This window comes from Hymenobacter sediminis (assembly GCF_003231285.1).
Lineage (GTDB): Bacteria > Bacteroidota > Bacteroidia > Cytophagales > Hymenobacteraceae > Hymenobacter > Hymenobacter sediminis.
In genome coordinates, this window is record NZ_QKNS01000001.1 from 1,432,443 (window position 1) to 1,446,560 (window position 14,118).

Consider the following 14,118-nt stretch of genomic DNA (forward strand, 5'->3'; position numbering starts at 1 on the left):
GGGATACCTTTGCAAATATACACTGTTTCGCCGTTCCCATGCTTTCGTTTTCGCGCCGTGTTGCCGGTTTTGCTTTACTTCTGACCGGCCTGCTCACGGGCTGTTCCGAACCGACTTCTACCACCGATGCGCGCCGGGTATTTCGCTACAACCAGCCGGAAAGCCTGACCTCCCTCGACCCGGCTTTTGCCCGCAACCAGGCCAATACCTGGGCCGTGACTCAGCTCTACAACGGGCTGGTGGAGCTCGACGACAGCCTTAAGCCCGGCCCCTCGGTCGCGCGCCGCTACGACATCAGTCCCGATGGCCGCCGCTACACCTTCACGCTTCGCCCCGACGTGTACTTTCACGACGCCGAGGTTTTTCCGGGTGGCAAGGGTAGGCGCGTAACGGCCCAGGATTTCGTGTATAGCTTCCGGCGCTTGCTGGACGGAGCTACGGCCAGTCCCGGCGGCTGGATTTTCCGGGGGAAAGTGCTGGAGAAGGCAGACGGGGAGCCCTCGGATACGTGCTTTGTGGCGGTAAATGACTCTACCTTGCGCATTCACCTGAAGGAACCCTTTATTCCGTTTCTGGGCATCCTAACCATGCCCTACGCCTACGTGGTGCCGCGCGAGGCAGTGCAGAAATACGGCAAGGATTTTCGGGAGCACCCGGTGGGCACGGGGCCGTTCCGCTTCAAGGAGTGGGACGAAGGCAACGCCATCATCTACCACCGCAACCCGCGTTACTGGAAGAAGGATGCCCAGGGCCAGCGCTTACCCTACTTGGATGCCGTGCAGATCAGCTTCATTCAGGACCGAAAGACGGAGTTCCTGACCTTTATGCAGGGCAAGCTAGATTTCCTGAGCGGCATCCGCTCGGGCTCCCGCGACTTAATTATGTACCCTGATGGGACAGTGCGCGAAGACTTCCGGGGCAAGTTTCGGCTGCAGAAAGTGCCCTACCTCAATACCGAGTACCTGGGCATGCAGCAGGACCTGAAGAACCTGCTCGGCGACAATGCCGAAACCGGCCGGGCCCTCCAGGACAAGCGCGTGCGGCAGGCCCTGAACTATGCCCTCAACAAGCCCGAGTTTCTGGCTTACTTTCTCAATAACGTCGGTAAGCCCGGCAGCTCGGGCTTCGTGCCAGCTTCCCTACCCTCCTTCGACCAGCAGAAGGTGCCTGGCTACACCTACCAGCCCGAGAAGGCCCGGCAGTTGCTGCGCGCCGCGGGCTACGGACCCGGTAAACCGCTGCGGCTGCGGCTGAGCACGGTAGCCGAAACCAAGGAGTTCTGCGAGTACTACCAGAAAAAGTGGGCCGAAGTAGGGGTGCAGGTAGAAATCGACGTGAACCAGGGAGCAGCCCACGGGGAGCTGATTGACAACGGCCGGGCAGCCTTTTTCACCCGCAGCTGGCTCGGCGATTATCCCGATGCAGAAAACTACCTCGCCCTATTTTACAGCAAGAACTTCGCCCCGGCCGGTCCTAACAAAACCCATTTCAAAAGCGCTGCCTACGACCGGCTCTACGAACAAGCCAAGCTGGAGCAAGATGCCGCCAAGCGGTACGCCCTCTACCAACAGATGGACCGCATTGTAGTGGAGGAGTGCCCGGTGGTGGCGGTGTATTATGACGAAGTAGTGCGCCTAACCCAGAACAACGTGCAGGGCCTCACGCCCAACCCCATGAACCAACTGGTGCTAGAGCGGGTGCGAAAAGAGTAAACAGAAGGATATACACAAAAGGCCCGCTGCATGCAGCGGGCCTTTTTCTTTACTTGACAGAGCTACCTACGTTGCTCTCCACTTCGGTGCTCACAAAAGCCAGCAGCTCCCGGAGCGAAGCCGGGGCTCCTTGCTCGGCCTTTACCGTCTTGGTAGTGGTGCCGTAGCGGATGGTTAGAATAGTAGAAGGAAGATCAGAAATTTCTCCTGTGTACTCGTTCTGCAACTGCTGGAATCCAATTTCGTCGGCTTGCTGCAGGATTTTCTGGACTGTTGCAAGCGGTAAGCGGAACTCGGCTTTGCCTTCTGTGGGGGCGTAGCGGAAGCCCTCGTATTGTACCCTCCCATCGGGGAAGATATGGGCCCTGTAGTGGGGGCAGCGGCCAAAGCAGGGCGTGCGCTCCAGCGTAATAACAGGTTGTGTAGCAGTAGCCGGTTTGCCCGCAGCAGTTTGCTTGTGTTTGGCCTTGGTGTGTGTAGAAAGGGTAGCCTTAGAACGAGTGGGCTGTTGAGCCTGCGTAGAACAAGCTAATAGAAAAGGCAGAAGCAGCAGGAGCAGGCGCATAGAGAGTAGGGAAATGGTGACAGCCTAACCAAGCCAAAAACCGGACCGAACAAAAACAATAACACCCCGCACCGGAAGGATGCGGGGTGTTAGAGGGGGTAGCCGCAGGCTACGAATTATGACCGGCGCGTTTTACGTGGGCGCTTCGGCGAGATATCCGAGGCGCCGGTGCCGGGTTCGGAATCTGTATCGTCCGTATCATCAGCGGCGGGGCGGCTGGCGCCTCCACCCTGGCGGGCCTGGGCTTCTTTCTCCTGAGCGGCTTTCATGGCATCGGCCAGGCGGGCACTGAAGCCTGAGGGCTTCTTGTCCTTGTTTTTCACCTTGTTGGCTTCCAGCTTAGCACGCACCTTGGTGTCGTCGACGAAGCGGCGGGTGAGGGCCTGTTGACCCAGGGTTACGAGGTTAGAAACGAGGTAGTACCAAGTCAGACCAGCGGCGAAGTCATTCAGCACGAAGAAGAAAATCAGCGGCATCAGGTAGCTGTAGAACTTCATCGGGCCCTGCATGGCCGTGGGGTTGTTCTGATTGGTCTGGTAGGTCATGGCCAGCGTCGAAATCGTCATCAGCAGCGTAAACAGGCTGATGTGGTTTCCGAGGAAAGGCACGGTGAACGGCAGCTTAATCAGGTCATCGTAGGTGCTCAGGTCATTCGCCCACAGGAAGTGTTCCTGCCGCAGTTCAATGGCGTTGGGGAAGAACTGGAACATGGCGAACAGAATCGGGATGGTGAGCAGCGTGGGTATGCAACCGCTCAGCGGCGATACCCCCATGGTCTGGTACAGCTTCATCTGCTCCTGCTGCTGCTTCATAGCATCATCAGGGTACTTCTCCTTGATGGCATCCAGCTCCGGCTTCAGCACCTTCATGCGCGCCTGCGACTCATAGGTTTTATACGTCAGGGGCCAGGTAACCAGCTTAATCAGCACTACCAGCAGGGCAATGATGATGCCGTAGGAGCTGACGAACTTCTCCAGAATATGGAACACCGGCAGAATCACGAACTGGTTTACCCAGCGGAACAAGCCCCAGCCCAGGTATACGTTCCGGTCAAAGCCCGGAGTTACCTCCTTCAGAATATTAAAGGCGTTAGGCCCGAAATAGAAGCGGTATTTGGCATTGCCCTGTTGCACGTCGGCGGCCGGAATGGTTAGCGTCGAGGTCAGGGTTTTGATGAAGGTCGTGTCGTTCAGGTCAACGGTGGAGTTGAACTGCCCGGTGCTGAATTCTTTATCGGCAATGATACCGGCCACGAAGAAGTCGTGCTTGTGCGCAGCCCATTTGAGAGGCTCGGCCACCTTAATTTCTTCGGGGTTCTCCGAGGCTTCTGCCAAGGCCGTATGGTCGCCGGAAACCAGGTAGTGGTTGATGGTGGTGTGGTTGCGGTTCTGCTTGGCCATCTTCTCCGTCTGGCGCACCCGATCAAGGAAGGTGAAGGTCAGAGGCTCCTGGGCTAGGGCATTGTTCAGCCCATTGAAACGCAGGTTGTAGCTCAACTCAAAGCTATTGGCGGGCAGGGTGTACAGCTGCTCAATCTGGCCGCCGGCCACGTCGGCCACGAAACGGAGGGCGTTGCTACCCTGGGGCTCGGGGCGGAAGTACAAATCCGACAGCTTGATCTGGCGGCCATCAGTAGTACGGAAGCGGGTATCCAGCTGGGCGCTTTGGGCATCCAGCAAATCCAGGGGCTGCCCACGGAACGTCTTGTACTTGTTCAGGCGCACTGCTTCCACCCGGCCACCCTTCGAGGAGAAGGTGACGGTAAGGTTTTCGTTCTGGAGCTGGGTAGTCTGGGCAGTGCCCTGGGCTGCGCCCGCAAACGACCCTAACTGCCGGGCCAGTGCCGCCGAATCGGGCGCCGCGGGCGTAGTGCCGGGGGCGGCCGCGGCGGTTTTAGCCGGCTGCGGCGCTGGTTCCGGTTTTGGCTTGGGGGCAAACTGCAGGTAAAGCAGGAGCAAGGCAGCCATCAGGAAGATGCCTATTGCTGAATTTCGGTCCATTCAGATACTAATGAAGGCGAATAAAGGAAGTGAGAAGGCGCACCGCCAGCAAAAATCCGGCGCCGCTGCCGCAAAGGTCGGACTTGTCAGGCGAATATTTTTCGCACCGGCACTTTTGTCAGGTAGAAACGTGAAATAGGGGTAGGGAAATCGTGAAAAGAGGGAGCAAGCACCAACTAAAACAAACGTGGCCGCTATGCTTACCGAAGCATAGCGGCCACGTTTGTTTTGGCAAAAGATCAACTCACCGCTTCCTACCCCTTGCGGTTCTGAATGGCGGCGCGCACGAAACGCACAAACAGGGGGTGCGGATTCTGGACGGTGCTTTTCAGCTCGGGGTGGAACTGGCCGGCCACAAACCACGGGTGGTTCGGAATTTCCACCACTTCTACCAGTCCTGTGTCAGGGTTAAGGCCCGAGGCCAGCATGCCCGCTTCCTCGTAGCGCTTCAGATACTCGTTGTTGAACTCGTAGCGGTGGCGGTGCCGCTCGCTGATGTGGTTGCGGCCGTAGGCTTTAGCCGCTTTCGAGCCCTTACGCAACTCGCAGTCGTAGGCCCCTAGGCGCATGGTGCCGCCTTTCTGCGTAATGTTCTTCTGTTCCTCCATCATGGCAATGACGGGGTCGGGCGTCTGGGCGTTCATCTCCGTAGACGAAGCCTCTTGCAGCCCCAGCACGTTGCGGGCAAATTCTACTACCGCTACCTGCATGCCCAGGCAAATGCCGAAGAACGGAATGTTGTTCTCCCGAACGTGCTTCACCGCCAGGATCTTGCCTTCAAAGCCCCGCTCGCCGAAGCCCGGCGCTACCAACACTCCATCTACGCCGTGCAGCAGCTGAGCCACGTTATCGGGGTTGATGTGGTCGGACTGAATGCTGCGCACCGTCACTTTGCACTCGTTCTGTGCGCCGGCGTGCACGAAGGCTTCATTAATAGACTTGTAGGCGTCGGGTAGCTCTACGTACTTCCCTACCAGGGCAATCGTCACTTCCTCGGTGGGGTTTTTCAGGCGGCCCAGGAAATCCTTCCAGGCTTCCAAGTCGGGCTGGGGGGCGCCGCCCTGCAGCTTCAGCTTCTTGATAACCCGCTCGTCGAGGTGCTCTTTCAGCATGAGCAGGGGCACCGAGTAGATGCTGTCGGCATCGAGGCTCTCGATAACCGAGTTGATGTTCACGTTGCAGAACAGCGCGATTTTGCGGCGCATTTCGGCTGGAATCGGGTGCTCAGAGCGGCACACCAGAATATCGGGCTGGAGGCCAGCGCTGCGCAGGTCGCGCACGGAGTGCTGGGTAGGCTTGGTTTTCAGCTCGCCTGCCGCCTTGAGGTAGGGTAGGAGGGTGAGGTGAATTACCAGAGAGCTGTTTTCAGGCAGTTCCCAGCGCAGCTGGCGCACCGACTCCACGAAGGGCAGCGACTCAATATCGCCAATAGAGCCCCCGATTTCGGTAATCACCACGTCGAAGTCGCCGGTTTGGCCCAGCAGCAGCATGCGGCGCTTAATCTCGTCGGTGATGTGGGGCACCACTTGCACGGTTTTACCGAGGTAGGCGCCTTCGCGCTCCTGCCGGATAACGTGGTCGTAGATGCGGCCGGTGGTGACGTTGTTGGCCTGGGAGGTGGGTACGTTTAGGAACCGCTCGTAGTGGCCCAGGTCGAGGTCGGTTTCGGCGCCGTCGTCGGTTACATAACACTCGCCGTGCTCATAAGGGTTGAGCGTGCCGGGGTCGATGTTGATGTAGGGGTCGAACTTCTGGATAGTAACCCGGAAGCCGCGAGCTTGCAGCAGCTTGGCTAGGGAGGCCGAGATGATGCCTTTACCCAGTGAGGACGTAACGCCGCCCGTTACGAAAATGAACTTGGCCGTAGTGGCAGCCGCGGAAGTGGAGGTTCGGTCTGGCATAACGGGAAACAAAGTTAGCGGATATATCTGGGGGCGCCCACGAAACTTTGTGCTACGCGCGTGGCAGAACCTATCATCTTATCTTTTGGCTGTTCTTAAATGCAACAATGTTTCATATATTTGCACTTGTTTTATTCTTTTCCTAATCACTCCGGTACCAATGGAAAACGACCTTGTTGCGGACGTACTAATTATTGGGGGTAGCACAGCGGGGCTAAGCGCAGCATTATCGCTGGGGCGGGCCCTCCGTAGGGTAGTAGTGCTGGATGGCGGCCAGCCCTGCAACCGCCAGACACCCCATTCGCATAATTTTTTCACCCGCGACGGTGAAACGCCAGCTCAACTGCTGGCCCTGGGGCGGGCGCAGTTGCAAGCCTACCCAACTGTGCAGGTGCTAATGCATACAGTAACAAAAGCAGGTCAGGAAGATGGCCTGTTTCAGCTTACTACCGCTGAAGGGCATCAGTTCCGAGGGAAGCGGCTACTGCTGGCTACCGGCATTCAGGACCAGCTGCCGCCCATTCCGGGTCTGGCTGAAAGCTGGGGAATATCGGTGTTGCACTGCCCTTACTGCCACGGTTATGAAGTGCGCGGGCAGGAGATAGGGGTGCTCGGCAACGGGGATATGGGCTTTGAGTTTGCTCGCCTCATTCGCCACTGGACGCCTAATCTGCACTTGCTGACCAACGGCCCGTCCACGCTGTCGGCAGCGCAGACCGACCAGTTGGTGGCCCACGGCATCCGGATTGAGGAAGCGCCACTATTTGAAATTGAGCACGAGAGGGGCCAACTGCACCATCTTCACCTAGCCGAGGGAAGGCGCTTACCGCTAACGGCACTGTATGCCCGCGTGCCATTTGTGCTGCCCGGCACCTTAGCCCAGCAGTTGGGCTGCGAGCTAACTGAGCAGGGGCTTATTCGGGTGAATGAGTTCGGGCAAACCTCAGTGCCGGGCGTTTCGGCGGCCGGCGACAATAGCTCCCCCATGCGTCAGTTGGCACAGGCTGCTGCCAACGGGTCCAAGGCCGGCGCTTTTCTTAATAATGAGCTGATAGCGGCTGAATTTTAGATCTTGCCAGCGCACAAAAGCACACTGGCCTCCCCAGAATAGCTTTATTCCGGGGAGGCCAGTGTGCTTTTGTGCGCTGGGCTGAAGCAGTTTTTTACGCTTGTTTGGGCTCAGGGCCGCGGAATACATCGGTGCCTTTTACTTCTGTAAGCTTCACCGGCCGGCCTTCGCGGGCCGATTGATAAATAGCTTCCATAATGCGGTGGTCCTGCAAACCTTCCTCGCCGGGAGTGTGGGGCGGCTTATCTTCCATGACGCACTCCGAGAAGTGGTCCATTTCGGCGGCAAACTGGTTTTTCTCGCTCAATACCATCTGCGTTTTTAGCTTGGCTGGCCCTTCGGCGTGCGAGGTTTGCAGTTGCTGGCCGGTATAGGCGTAGGCGTTGTCCACATGAATCCAGCCCCGCTCGGTGTTCACGCGATAAAAGCGCGAGTCGTGGGTGTTGTAGTGGGTGATGCAGTTGACGATGACGCCCTCCGGGAAGCGCATCTGCCACGACATGGTTTCCTCTATCTCTTTGAACAAGGGGTTACCCGGCGTGCTGTAAGAATAAGCAAACACCTCGGTGGGTTCGGTGCCCAGTACAAAGCGGCTGGTGTTAAGGCAGTACAGGCCAATATCCGGGAGGGCTCCGCCGCCAGCCAAATCCTTTTTGTGGCGCCAGTGGTCGGGGTTGGCCGAGCTTTGGCTGTTCTGAGCTTCGATGTACTTGGGCTTGCCAAACTTATTACCGCGTACCATCTCCTTCACCTGCCGGTTGTAGGGCTCGTACTGAATGCGGTAAGCCACCATCAGCTTTTTATTGGCTTTTTTGCAGGCATCAATCATGGCTTGGCACTCTTGGGAGGAGTTAGCCATGGGCTTTTCGCAGAGGATGTGCTTGCCTGCCTGGGCCCCCCGAATGGTGTATTCAGCGTGCATGGAGTTGGGCAGTACAATATAAATTACCTGCACCTCGGGGTTGTCTTTGAGCTTATCGTAATCCTGGTAGCTGTAGCAGCTTTCGGGCTTAATACCGTATTGCTGGGCTACTTTCTTGAGCTTTTCCGGCGAGCCGCTAACCAGGGCCACCGGCTTCGACTTTTTGCACTCTCCAAAGGCCGGTAGAATTTCTTCCAGCGTCAGGTGACCCAGGCCTACTAAGGCGTAGCCGACCCGTTTGTCCATAGGCAGGGGGGTAGGCACCGGGCCCGATTGGGGGTCCACATCCGACTTCCACGCTTCCAGTTCAATGGGCTTGCTCAGGTCGGTGGGCACCTTGGCCGGTGGCGATACGGCTTCGGAAGAAGGTACTTTCTGGCCATCAGGTGCGGTGTAAATCGTCGAGCCATCTACCTCCGAAGCAGGCGTGCCGGTAGTAGGCGTAGTAGCCGCCGAGGCAGAAGACGATTTATCTTGGCAGCTAGCGAGGGTGCTAGCTGCTACCCCCACGGCGAGGCCGCGCCCCGCTAAGCTCAGAAATTCCTTGCGCGAAACTTCCTGGCCAGCATGGCGCAGGACGGTATTGAGTAGTTCGTTGGTGACAGACATAACCAGCAGGCAGTTCGTGATAGATATAATATCTCATACTGACAGGTGCTGAGGAGGTTGCCTTTGCGAGTGGTGCCGCCACTATGAAATTATGACCTCCGGCGCTGCCGACGCTGGAAAAGGTTGACCGCCATGCGGGAGGTAGCGAAGGTTTAAGCGCCGTGCGGGGGTAGGAGAGGGCAGGCCCCAGATGGCAAGTCAGCAGGTAAAAGCAACATCATGCAGGGCTGCAGTTTGAGCGCAAGCCTTAATTGACTACTTCCCGGAAAAGCTTAATAGTTGAAAAGCGCCGCGGTTTTGCCCAAGTTGCGGATGTTTTGCCTATTGCTGCTGCCCTGATGTCGTTCTTTTGCTTTCTGCAACGCGCCGTGTTGATGCTGTTGTGCCTGTCGGGTGGCGCTGTTGCGGCCCAAAATCTGCCCGTTGCTACCCCTGCTTCCGCCACCAACCTGCCCTGGCTGGAACAGCTATTGCGCGAGTCGGTAGTGCTGCGACGGCACAACGTGGGCGTGTGCCTCACCGATGCCACCACGGGCCAGCAGCTTTTCGGCCAGAACGAAGACCGGTATTTCACCCCGGCCAGCACCATGAAGCTGTTCAGCCTGTATGCCGGCCTGCGCATGCTGCCCGATTCATTGCCGGCCCTGCGCTACGTAGTACGCCCCGATACCCTCCTGTTCTGGGGTACCGGCGACCCTACCTTGCTCCACGGCGATATACCCTCCCGGCGGGCTCTGGCTTTCCTGCAGAGCCGCTCCGAAAAACTGTTCTACGCTGAGGTTCCCACCGTCACGGCCTTCGGACCCGGCTGGAGCTGGGACGACTACAACTACTACTTTCAGCCGGAGCGCGGGGCGTTTCCGGTGTATGGCCACACAGTGCGCTTCTATGCCAAAGCCGGACAGCCCCTGCCGCGCGTGTACCCGCGCTTTTTCCGGCCACTGACGGAGGCGGCGCCAGCTGGCACTCCCAACCTTGCCGACGACCACGTGCGCCGCGCCCCACTGGAAAACCGCTTCACCGTGTTTCCGAGTGCTAAGAACTGGGTTGATGAAACACCCTTCCGCACCAGCCCGACCTTGCTGCTACAACTGCTGCAGGATACCTTGCGCCGGCCGGTGGTGCAAACCCCTTTTCGGCTGCGGCCCCAGGATGCAGTATACACCCTGCGCGGGCTGCCCGTTGATTCGCTGTACCGCCGCATGATTCGGGTGAGCGACAATTTCCTAGCCGAGCAGTTGCTGCTTATGTGTGCCTCCACCTTAAGTCCAGATTCGCTGAGTGCTGCCCGGGTCATCAAGGCTATGCAGGCCAACTACCTCCGCACGCTCCCCGACCGCCCTATCTGGGTAGACGGCTCCGGCCTCTCACGCCTCAACCTGCTAACACCCCGCACCCTCACGGCCTTGCTCGTGCGGTTGCATCAGGAGGTGGAGGAGCCTCGCCTACTAAGCCTGCTGGCGGCGGGCGGTGGGCAGGGCACCTTGCGCCGCCGCTACCGCCCAGTGGCGGGCAAACCCTGGCTGTGGGGAAAAACTGGCACCCTCACCAACAACCACAACTTGGTGGGCTACATCCGGACAAAATCGGGCCGGCTGCTAGCCTTCAGCTTCCTGAATAACAACCTCCCCGGCGACGATGCTCCGGTGCGCTCCGAGATGGAGAAGATTCTGACCCAGTTGCGGGAGCGGCTGTAGATGAAGTTTGTCTACTCGGGCTTTGTGGCTTTTACTTGGGTAGTTATGATAGATTTGTAGACCAGCAAATCAACCCCTTTCTTGCTTTTAAGCGCTGTTTTAGTCCGCCAGGGAATATTGAATGCAACCTGGTTCTGACAGTTGTTCTCTAGAGGTACCTCAAAGTACAGCTTCTGACCATTGTCGCGCCAAGCCAGTTTATTGGCTTCTGGGGTCAGGGCTACCACTTGCGCTTTTCGGGGTTCCGTGGCCGCCACCTGCACCATATCAATGGTTTTTAGCTCCTGCATGGGTTCCGAAAACGTGATTTCATAAGCGGCCATCTGGCTCTGCGTGAGGGTAGCGTTTTGCAGAGGACAGGCCGTGATGGTGGGTTGGCTAAGCTGCGGCTGGGTTTGCTTACACCATTTTAACAAAGCCGGATATAGGTCGCTGATCTTCTGGTTTTTGCGCTTGTTGTCGTATAGTGCTTTTACCTTGGCATTGAACAGAGAACTGGCAAAGAAGCCTCGACTCTCATTTTGCATGGCCCAATCCTGAGCAACCTGCGGAGCGACCTGCGGAAAGTATTTGTACAAAAACAAATCATATACAGCCCAGGTCATATACTCATTAAAAGTAGCCAGCTGCAGGTTTTCGTAGCCGCTGCCCGTGTCCCACTGCTTACTACTAAAGCTCTCCTTTATATGGGAGGCATGGTGGTCGCTTACCGGATTTACAAAGCCATGATCCATCTCAGTAAAAAGCATGTGAATTCCAGAGGCCTTTTCCGAATCTGATACTTTAGCAGGAGTAGTACCGTCAATAACGTAGCCAGGCAGGCTCACAAAATCAGTGGCCACGCCATTCACGGTACGGTGGCAGTTCATACGGTGTACCAGCGGTGAAATCACCACGGCGTACTTCACTAGCGTCTAGGTGCCACCCATTTCGGCTTTCAGAAACGCCATCATTTCGGGCAGCATTTGCGACTGCTGGTAGCCCACCAGCAGAGAATCATAGTAGGGCTTGTGCGCCTGATAAAACTTTCGGAAGCCAGTGACCCGCACAAAATCATTCACCAGACTCAGGTTATCCTCAAACGGCTTGATATCATCTTGGGTAGCAAATGGGAAGCGTCGGTGCAATTGTCCATCGGCTGCGAAGTCGAAGGCATAAGAGTCGGTTCGAAAGCTTAAATACTTATCCCACTCCTTGCGCGAGTAATTAACTTTAGCAAGGAGCGGGTGCTGCATATAAGGTTCAAAGTGCGCCAAAACCTGCCGGTAGTAGCGCGACTTTTTATACACTTCAAACTCATCCTCACGGCCATAGGGAGTTAAGGCCAGAATGATGTTGGTTAGCTCGTAAGGTTCTGAGCCAGCAACGGTAATGGGCGTTTCAGGCGTCATTGCGTAGCTAGCTGACCCAAGTCCGAGCAATAGGTACAGAACGCTGATAATTCTCTTCATATTCTCAATTAGCTATATTAGTAACTCAATTTTATAAGGTAGTTTCTATCCTAAAGCCACTAGGGTAGTAGCGGATAGTGGACCTTAATACAGCACCCGGAACTTGATGGTGTGCTCTACTTTACGCAGCTCACCTATCACCTCTTGCTCGTATTGCTTGTCGATGTCGGTAATCACGTAGCCGATGTGCTCGTTGGTTTTCAGGTATTGCCCCAGGATGTTGACGTGGTGCTGGGCCAGCACGTTGTTAATGCGGGCCAGTACGCCGGGTACGTTGTGGTGAATGTGGATGAGGCGGTGAGCCTGCTGCTCCGGCAGCTGAATGTTGGGGAAATTGACGCTCTGCTGGGTGTTGCCGGTATTCACGTACTGTATAATCCGCTCGGGCACGAACTCGGCAATGTTGCGCTGGGCCTCGGCCGTACTACCCCCCACGTGGGGCGTAAGCAGCACATTGGGTAGGCCGCGCAGCTCACTCTCGAAGCTTTCCTGGTTGGTTTTGGGCTCGTAGGGAAACACATCGACGGCAGCCCCGCCGAGATGGCCGGAGCGCAGCACGGCGGCCAGGGCCGGTACATCTACCACGTGGCCGCGGCTGTTGTTGAGCAGCAGGGCGCCGGGTTTCATCATAGCCAGCTCGGCCGCCCCGATAAGGTTGGTATTGGCCGGGCGACCATCCACGTGGAGGGTTACGATGTCGGACTGACGTAGGAGCTCCTTCAGAGTGCGGCACTTCACGGCATTGCCCAGCTGCAGCTTCTCAGCTACATCGTAGTAAAGCACTTGCATGCCCACAGCCTCGGCCACTACCGATAGTTGGGAGCCAATGTTGCCGTAGCCCACGATGCCCAGCTTCTTGCCCCGGATTTCAAACGAGCCTTTTGCCGACTTATCCCACTCGCCCTGGTGCATTTTGGGGCTTTTCTCGGGGATGCGGCGGGCCAGCATGATGATTTCGCCCAGGGCCAGCTCTACCACCGAGCGGGTGTTGCTGAAGGGCGCATTGAACACGGCCACGCCCTTTTTCATGCAGCCCGTCAGGTCAATCTGGTTGGTGCCAATGCAGAACGCCCCGATGCTGATGAGGCGGTTGGCGGCATCCAGCACCCGCTGGGTTACCTGGGTTTTGCTCCGGATACCCAGGATGCTCACGCCCTCAATATGCTGCACTAGCTCGTCCTCGTCGAGGCCGCCGGGCACGGTATCTACCTGGTAGCCTTCCTGGCGGAACAGCTCGGCGGCGCGCGGGTCGGGGTTTTCGAGGAGCAGGACTTTGATGCGGTTTTTGGGGTAGGAGAGGGTCATCGGAAGCTTGTTCTGGTAGAGAAATTCGTCGAAGGAAGGCAGCACCTCATCGGCGCGGGCCACTACGGCCTCGCGGTGCACGTTTTCGGTGAAGGCGTAGAAGCGGTTGGCCAGCCCGGCTTCCCGGATCTGGTAGTCGGTGTAGCCGTCGCCAAGGGCGTACACGTCGCCGTCGAGGTCCAGCTGGCGCAGTTGCAAAATTTTACCGCCGTCACGGCTGAGCACGTTTTCCGCATCGAAGCCGGTAATGTGGCCATCTGCGTCAAAGGTGAAAGTGTTGGCCAGCACATGGTCGGCATCAATGCCAAACTCGGCCACCACCGGCTCAATAAACTCCCGGAAGCCGCTGCTAACAATGTAAATGCGCCCGTGAAACTTCTCGAAAAAGCTGCGGTTGCGCTGGATGCTTTCGGACACTTTGCCACGCAGACGCTCCACCAGCAGCGGCAGGTGCTCGCGCCGGGCCGGCAGCAGGGCCAGCCGCTGCTTCAAGGATTCCGAAAAGTTTAGCTCTCCGCTCATGCCCCGGTCCGTGAGGCCCCGGATGGCACCTACCACCTCCTCCCGGTTGGGCTGACCTGCCAAGGCAATATCGGCCAGCTCGTCGAGGCCTTCAACCTGGGTAAAGGTGCTGTCAAAATCGATAATGAGGTAGGGGAGTGGCTGCAACTGTTCGGGCATAGTAGGAGCAAGGTAGAACGGAAGACTGGTTCAAGCGGAAAAACTACGTGAAATACTAGGTCGATAGCCCAGAAACTTCCGAACCAGATAGACAAATGCCGATAGCAGCAACCTGCTACCCTCGTTGGCTGGCCGTAGCCTTTCGTCGGCGCGGCCCTCAAATACTCCTAAAAAATTGTGCTACAGAATGGGCACACGCGAAACGG

The 14,118-nt window shown here is 57.3% G+C and carries 10 protein-coding genes; 3 read left to right on the forward strand and 7 right to left on the reverse strand.

All coding sequences use genetic code 11. The annotated features are described in order from the left end of the window. Positions 1 to 38 precede the first annotated feature (38 nt). Positions 39 to 1,712 (forward strand): ABC transporter substrate-binding protein, encoded by a 1,674-nt coding sequence (locus DNI29_RS06220; RefSeq protein ID WP_238388015.1) that lies wholly within the window; start codon positions 39 to 41, stop codon positions 1,710 to 1,712. Between the two features lie 49 nt (positions 1,713 to 1,761). Here DNI29_RS06220 and DNI29_RS06225 read toward each other — a convergent pair whose 3' ends face one another. From DNI29_RS06225 to pyrG, 3 genes are all read right to left on the reverse strand, one after another. After that, on the reverse strand, positions 1,762 to 2,277 hold the full coding sequence (locus DNI29_RS06225; protein ID WP_110977165.1) for a DUF6438 domain-containing protein: 516 nt from the start codon (positions 2,275 to 2,277) through the stop codon (positions 1,762 to 1,764). Between the two features lie 116 nt (positions 2,278 to 2,393). After that, positions 2,394 to 4,277 carry a membrane protein insertase YidC gene (yidC, locus tag DNI29_RS06230; protein ID WP_110977166.1) on the reverse strand — a complete coding sequence of 628 codons (1,884 nt, stop codon included), beginning with the start codon at positions 4,275 to 4,277 and terminating at the stop codon, positions 2,394 to 2,396. A 254-nt stretch (positions 4,278 to 4,531) separates the two neighbouring features. Next, entirely contained in the window at positions 4,532 to 6,178 is a 1,647-nt protein-coding gene (pyrG, locus tag DNI29_RS06235; protein WP_110977167.1) for a CTP synthase, read from the reverse strand. A 160-nt stretch (positions 6,179 to 6,338) separates the two neighbouring features. Between pyrG and DNI29_RS06240 the strand changes: the two genes are divergently transcribed. Beyond that, on the forward strand, positions 6,339 to 7,247 hold the full coding sequence (locus DNI29_RS06240) for an NAD(P)/FAD-dependent oxidoreductase (protein ID WP_110977168.1): 909 nt from the start codon (positions 6,339 to 6,341) through the stop codon (positions 7,245 to 7,247). Between the two features lie 94 nt (positions 7,248 to 7,341). On the opposite strand, the gene DNI29_RS06245 is transcribed toward DNI29_RS06240, so the two are convergent. Next, positions 7,342 to 8,778, reverse strand: a complete 1,437-nt coding sequence (locus DNI29_RS06245) for a Gfo/Idh/MocA family protein (protein WP_110977169.1) — start codon at positions 8,776 to 8,778, stop codon at positions 7,342 to 7,344. 317 nt (positions 8,779 to 9,095) lie between these two features. On the opposite strand from DNI29_RS06245, the gene DNI29_RS06250 reads away from it, so the two are divergent. Further along, the gene (locus DNI29_RS06250) at positions 9,096 to 10,475 is read left to right on the forward strand and encodes a D-alanyl-D-alanine carboxypeptidase/D-alanyl-D-alanine-endopeptidase (RefSeq protein ID WP_110977170.1); all 1,380 of its coding nucleotides are present in this window, start codon (positions 9,096 to 9,098) and stop codon (positions 10,473 to 10,475) included. An 11-nt stretch (positions 10,476 to 10,486) separates the two neighbouring features. Here DNI29_RS06250 and DNI29_RS06255 read toward each other — a convergent pair whose 3' ends face one another. The 3 genes from DNI29_RS06255 to serA form a co-directional block, all read right to left on the reverse strand. Beyond that, the gene (locus DNI29_RS06255; protein WP_123823094.1) at positions 10,487 to 11,344 is read right to left on the reverse strand and encodes a hypothetical protein; all 858 of its coding nucleotides are present in this window, start codon (positions 11,342 to 11,344) and stop codon (positions 10,487 to 10,489) included. A 45-nt stretch (positions 11,345 to 11,389) separates the two neighbouring features. Continuing rightward, positions 11,390 to 11,866 carry a DUF4932 domain-containing protein gene (locus tag DNI29_RS06260; RefSeq protein ID WP_162303523.1) on the reverse strand — a complete coding sequence of 159 codons (477 nt, stop codon included), beginning with the start codon at positions 11,864 to 11,866 and terminating at the stop codon, positions 11,390 to 11,392. A gap of 144 nt (positions 11,867 to 12,010) precedes the next feature. Further along, positions 12,011 to 13,912: a phosphoglycerate dehydrogenase gene (serA, locus tag DNI29_RS06265; protein WP_110977173.1), complete on the reverse strand. Its 1,902-nt coding sequence runs from the start codon at positions 13,910 to 13,912 to the stop codon at positions 12,011 to 12,013. Between the last annotated feature and the right edge of the window lie 206 nt (positions 13,913 to 14,118).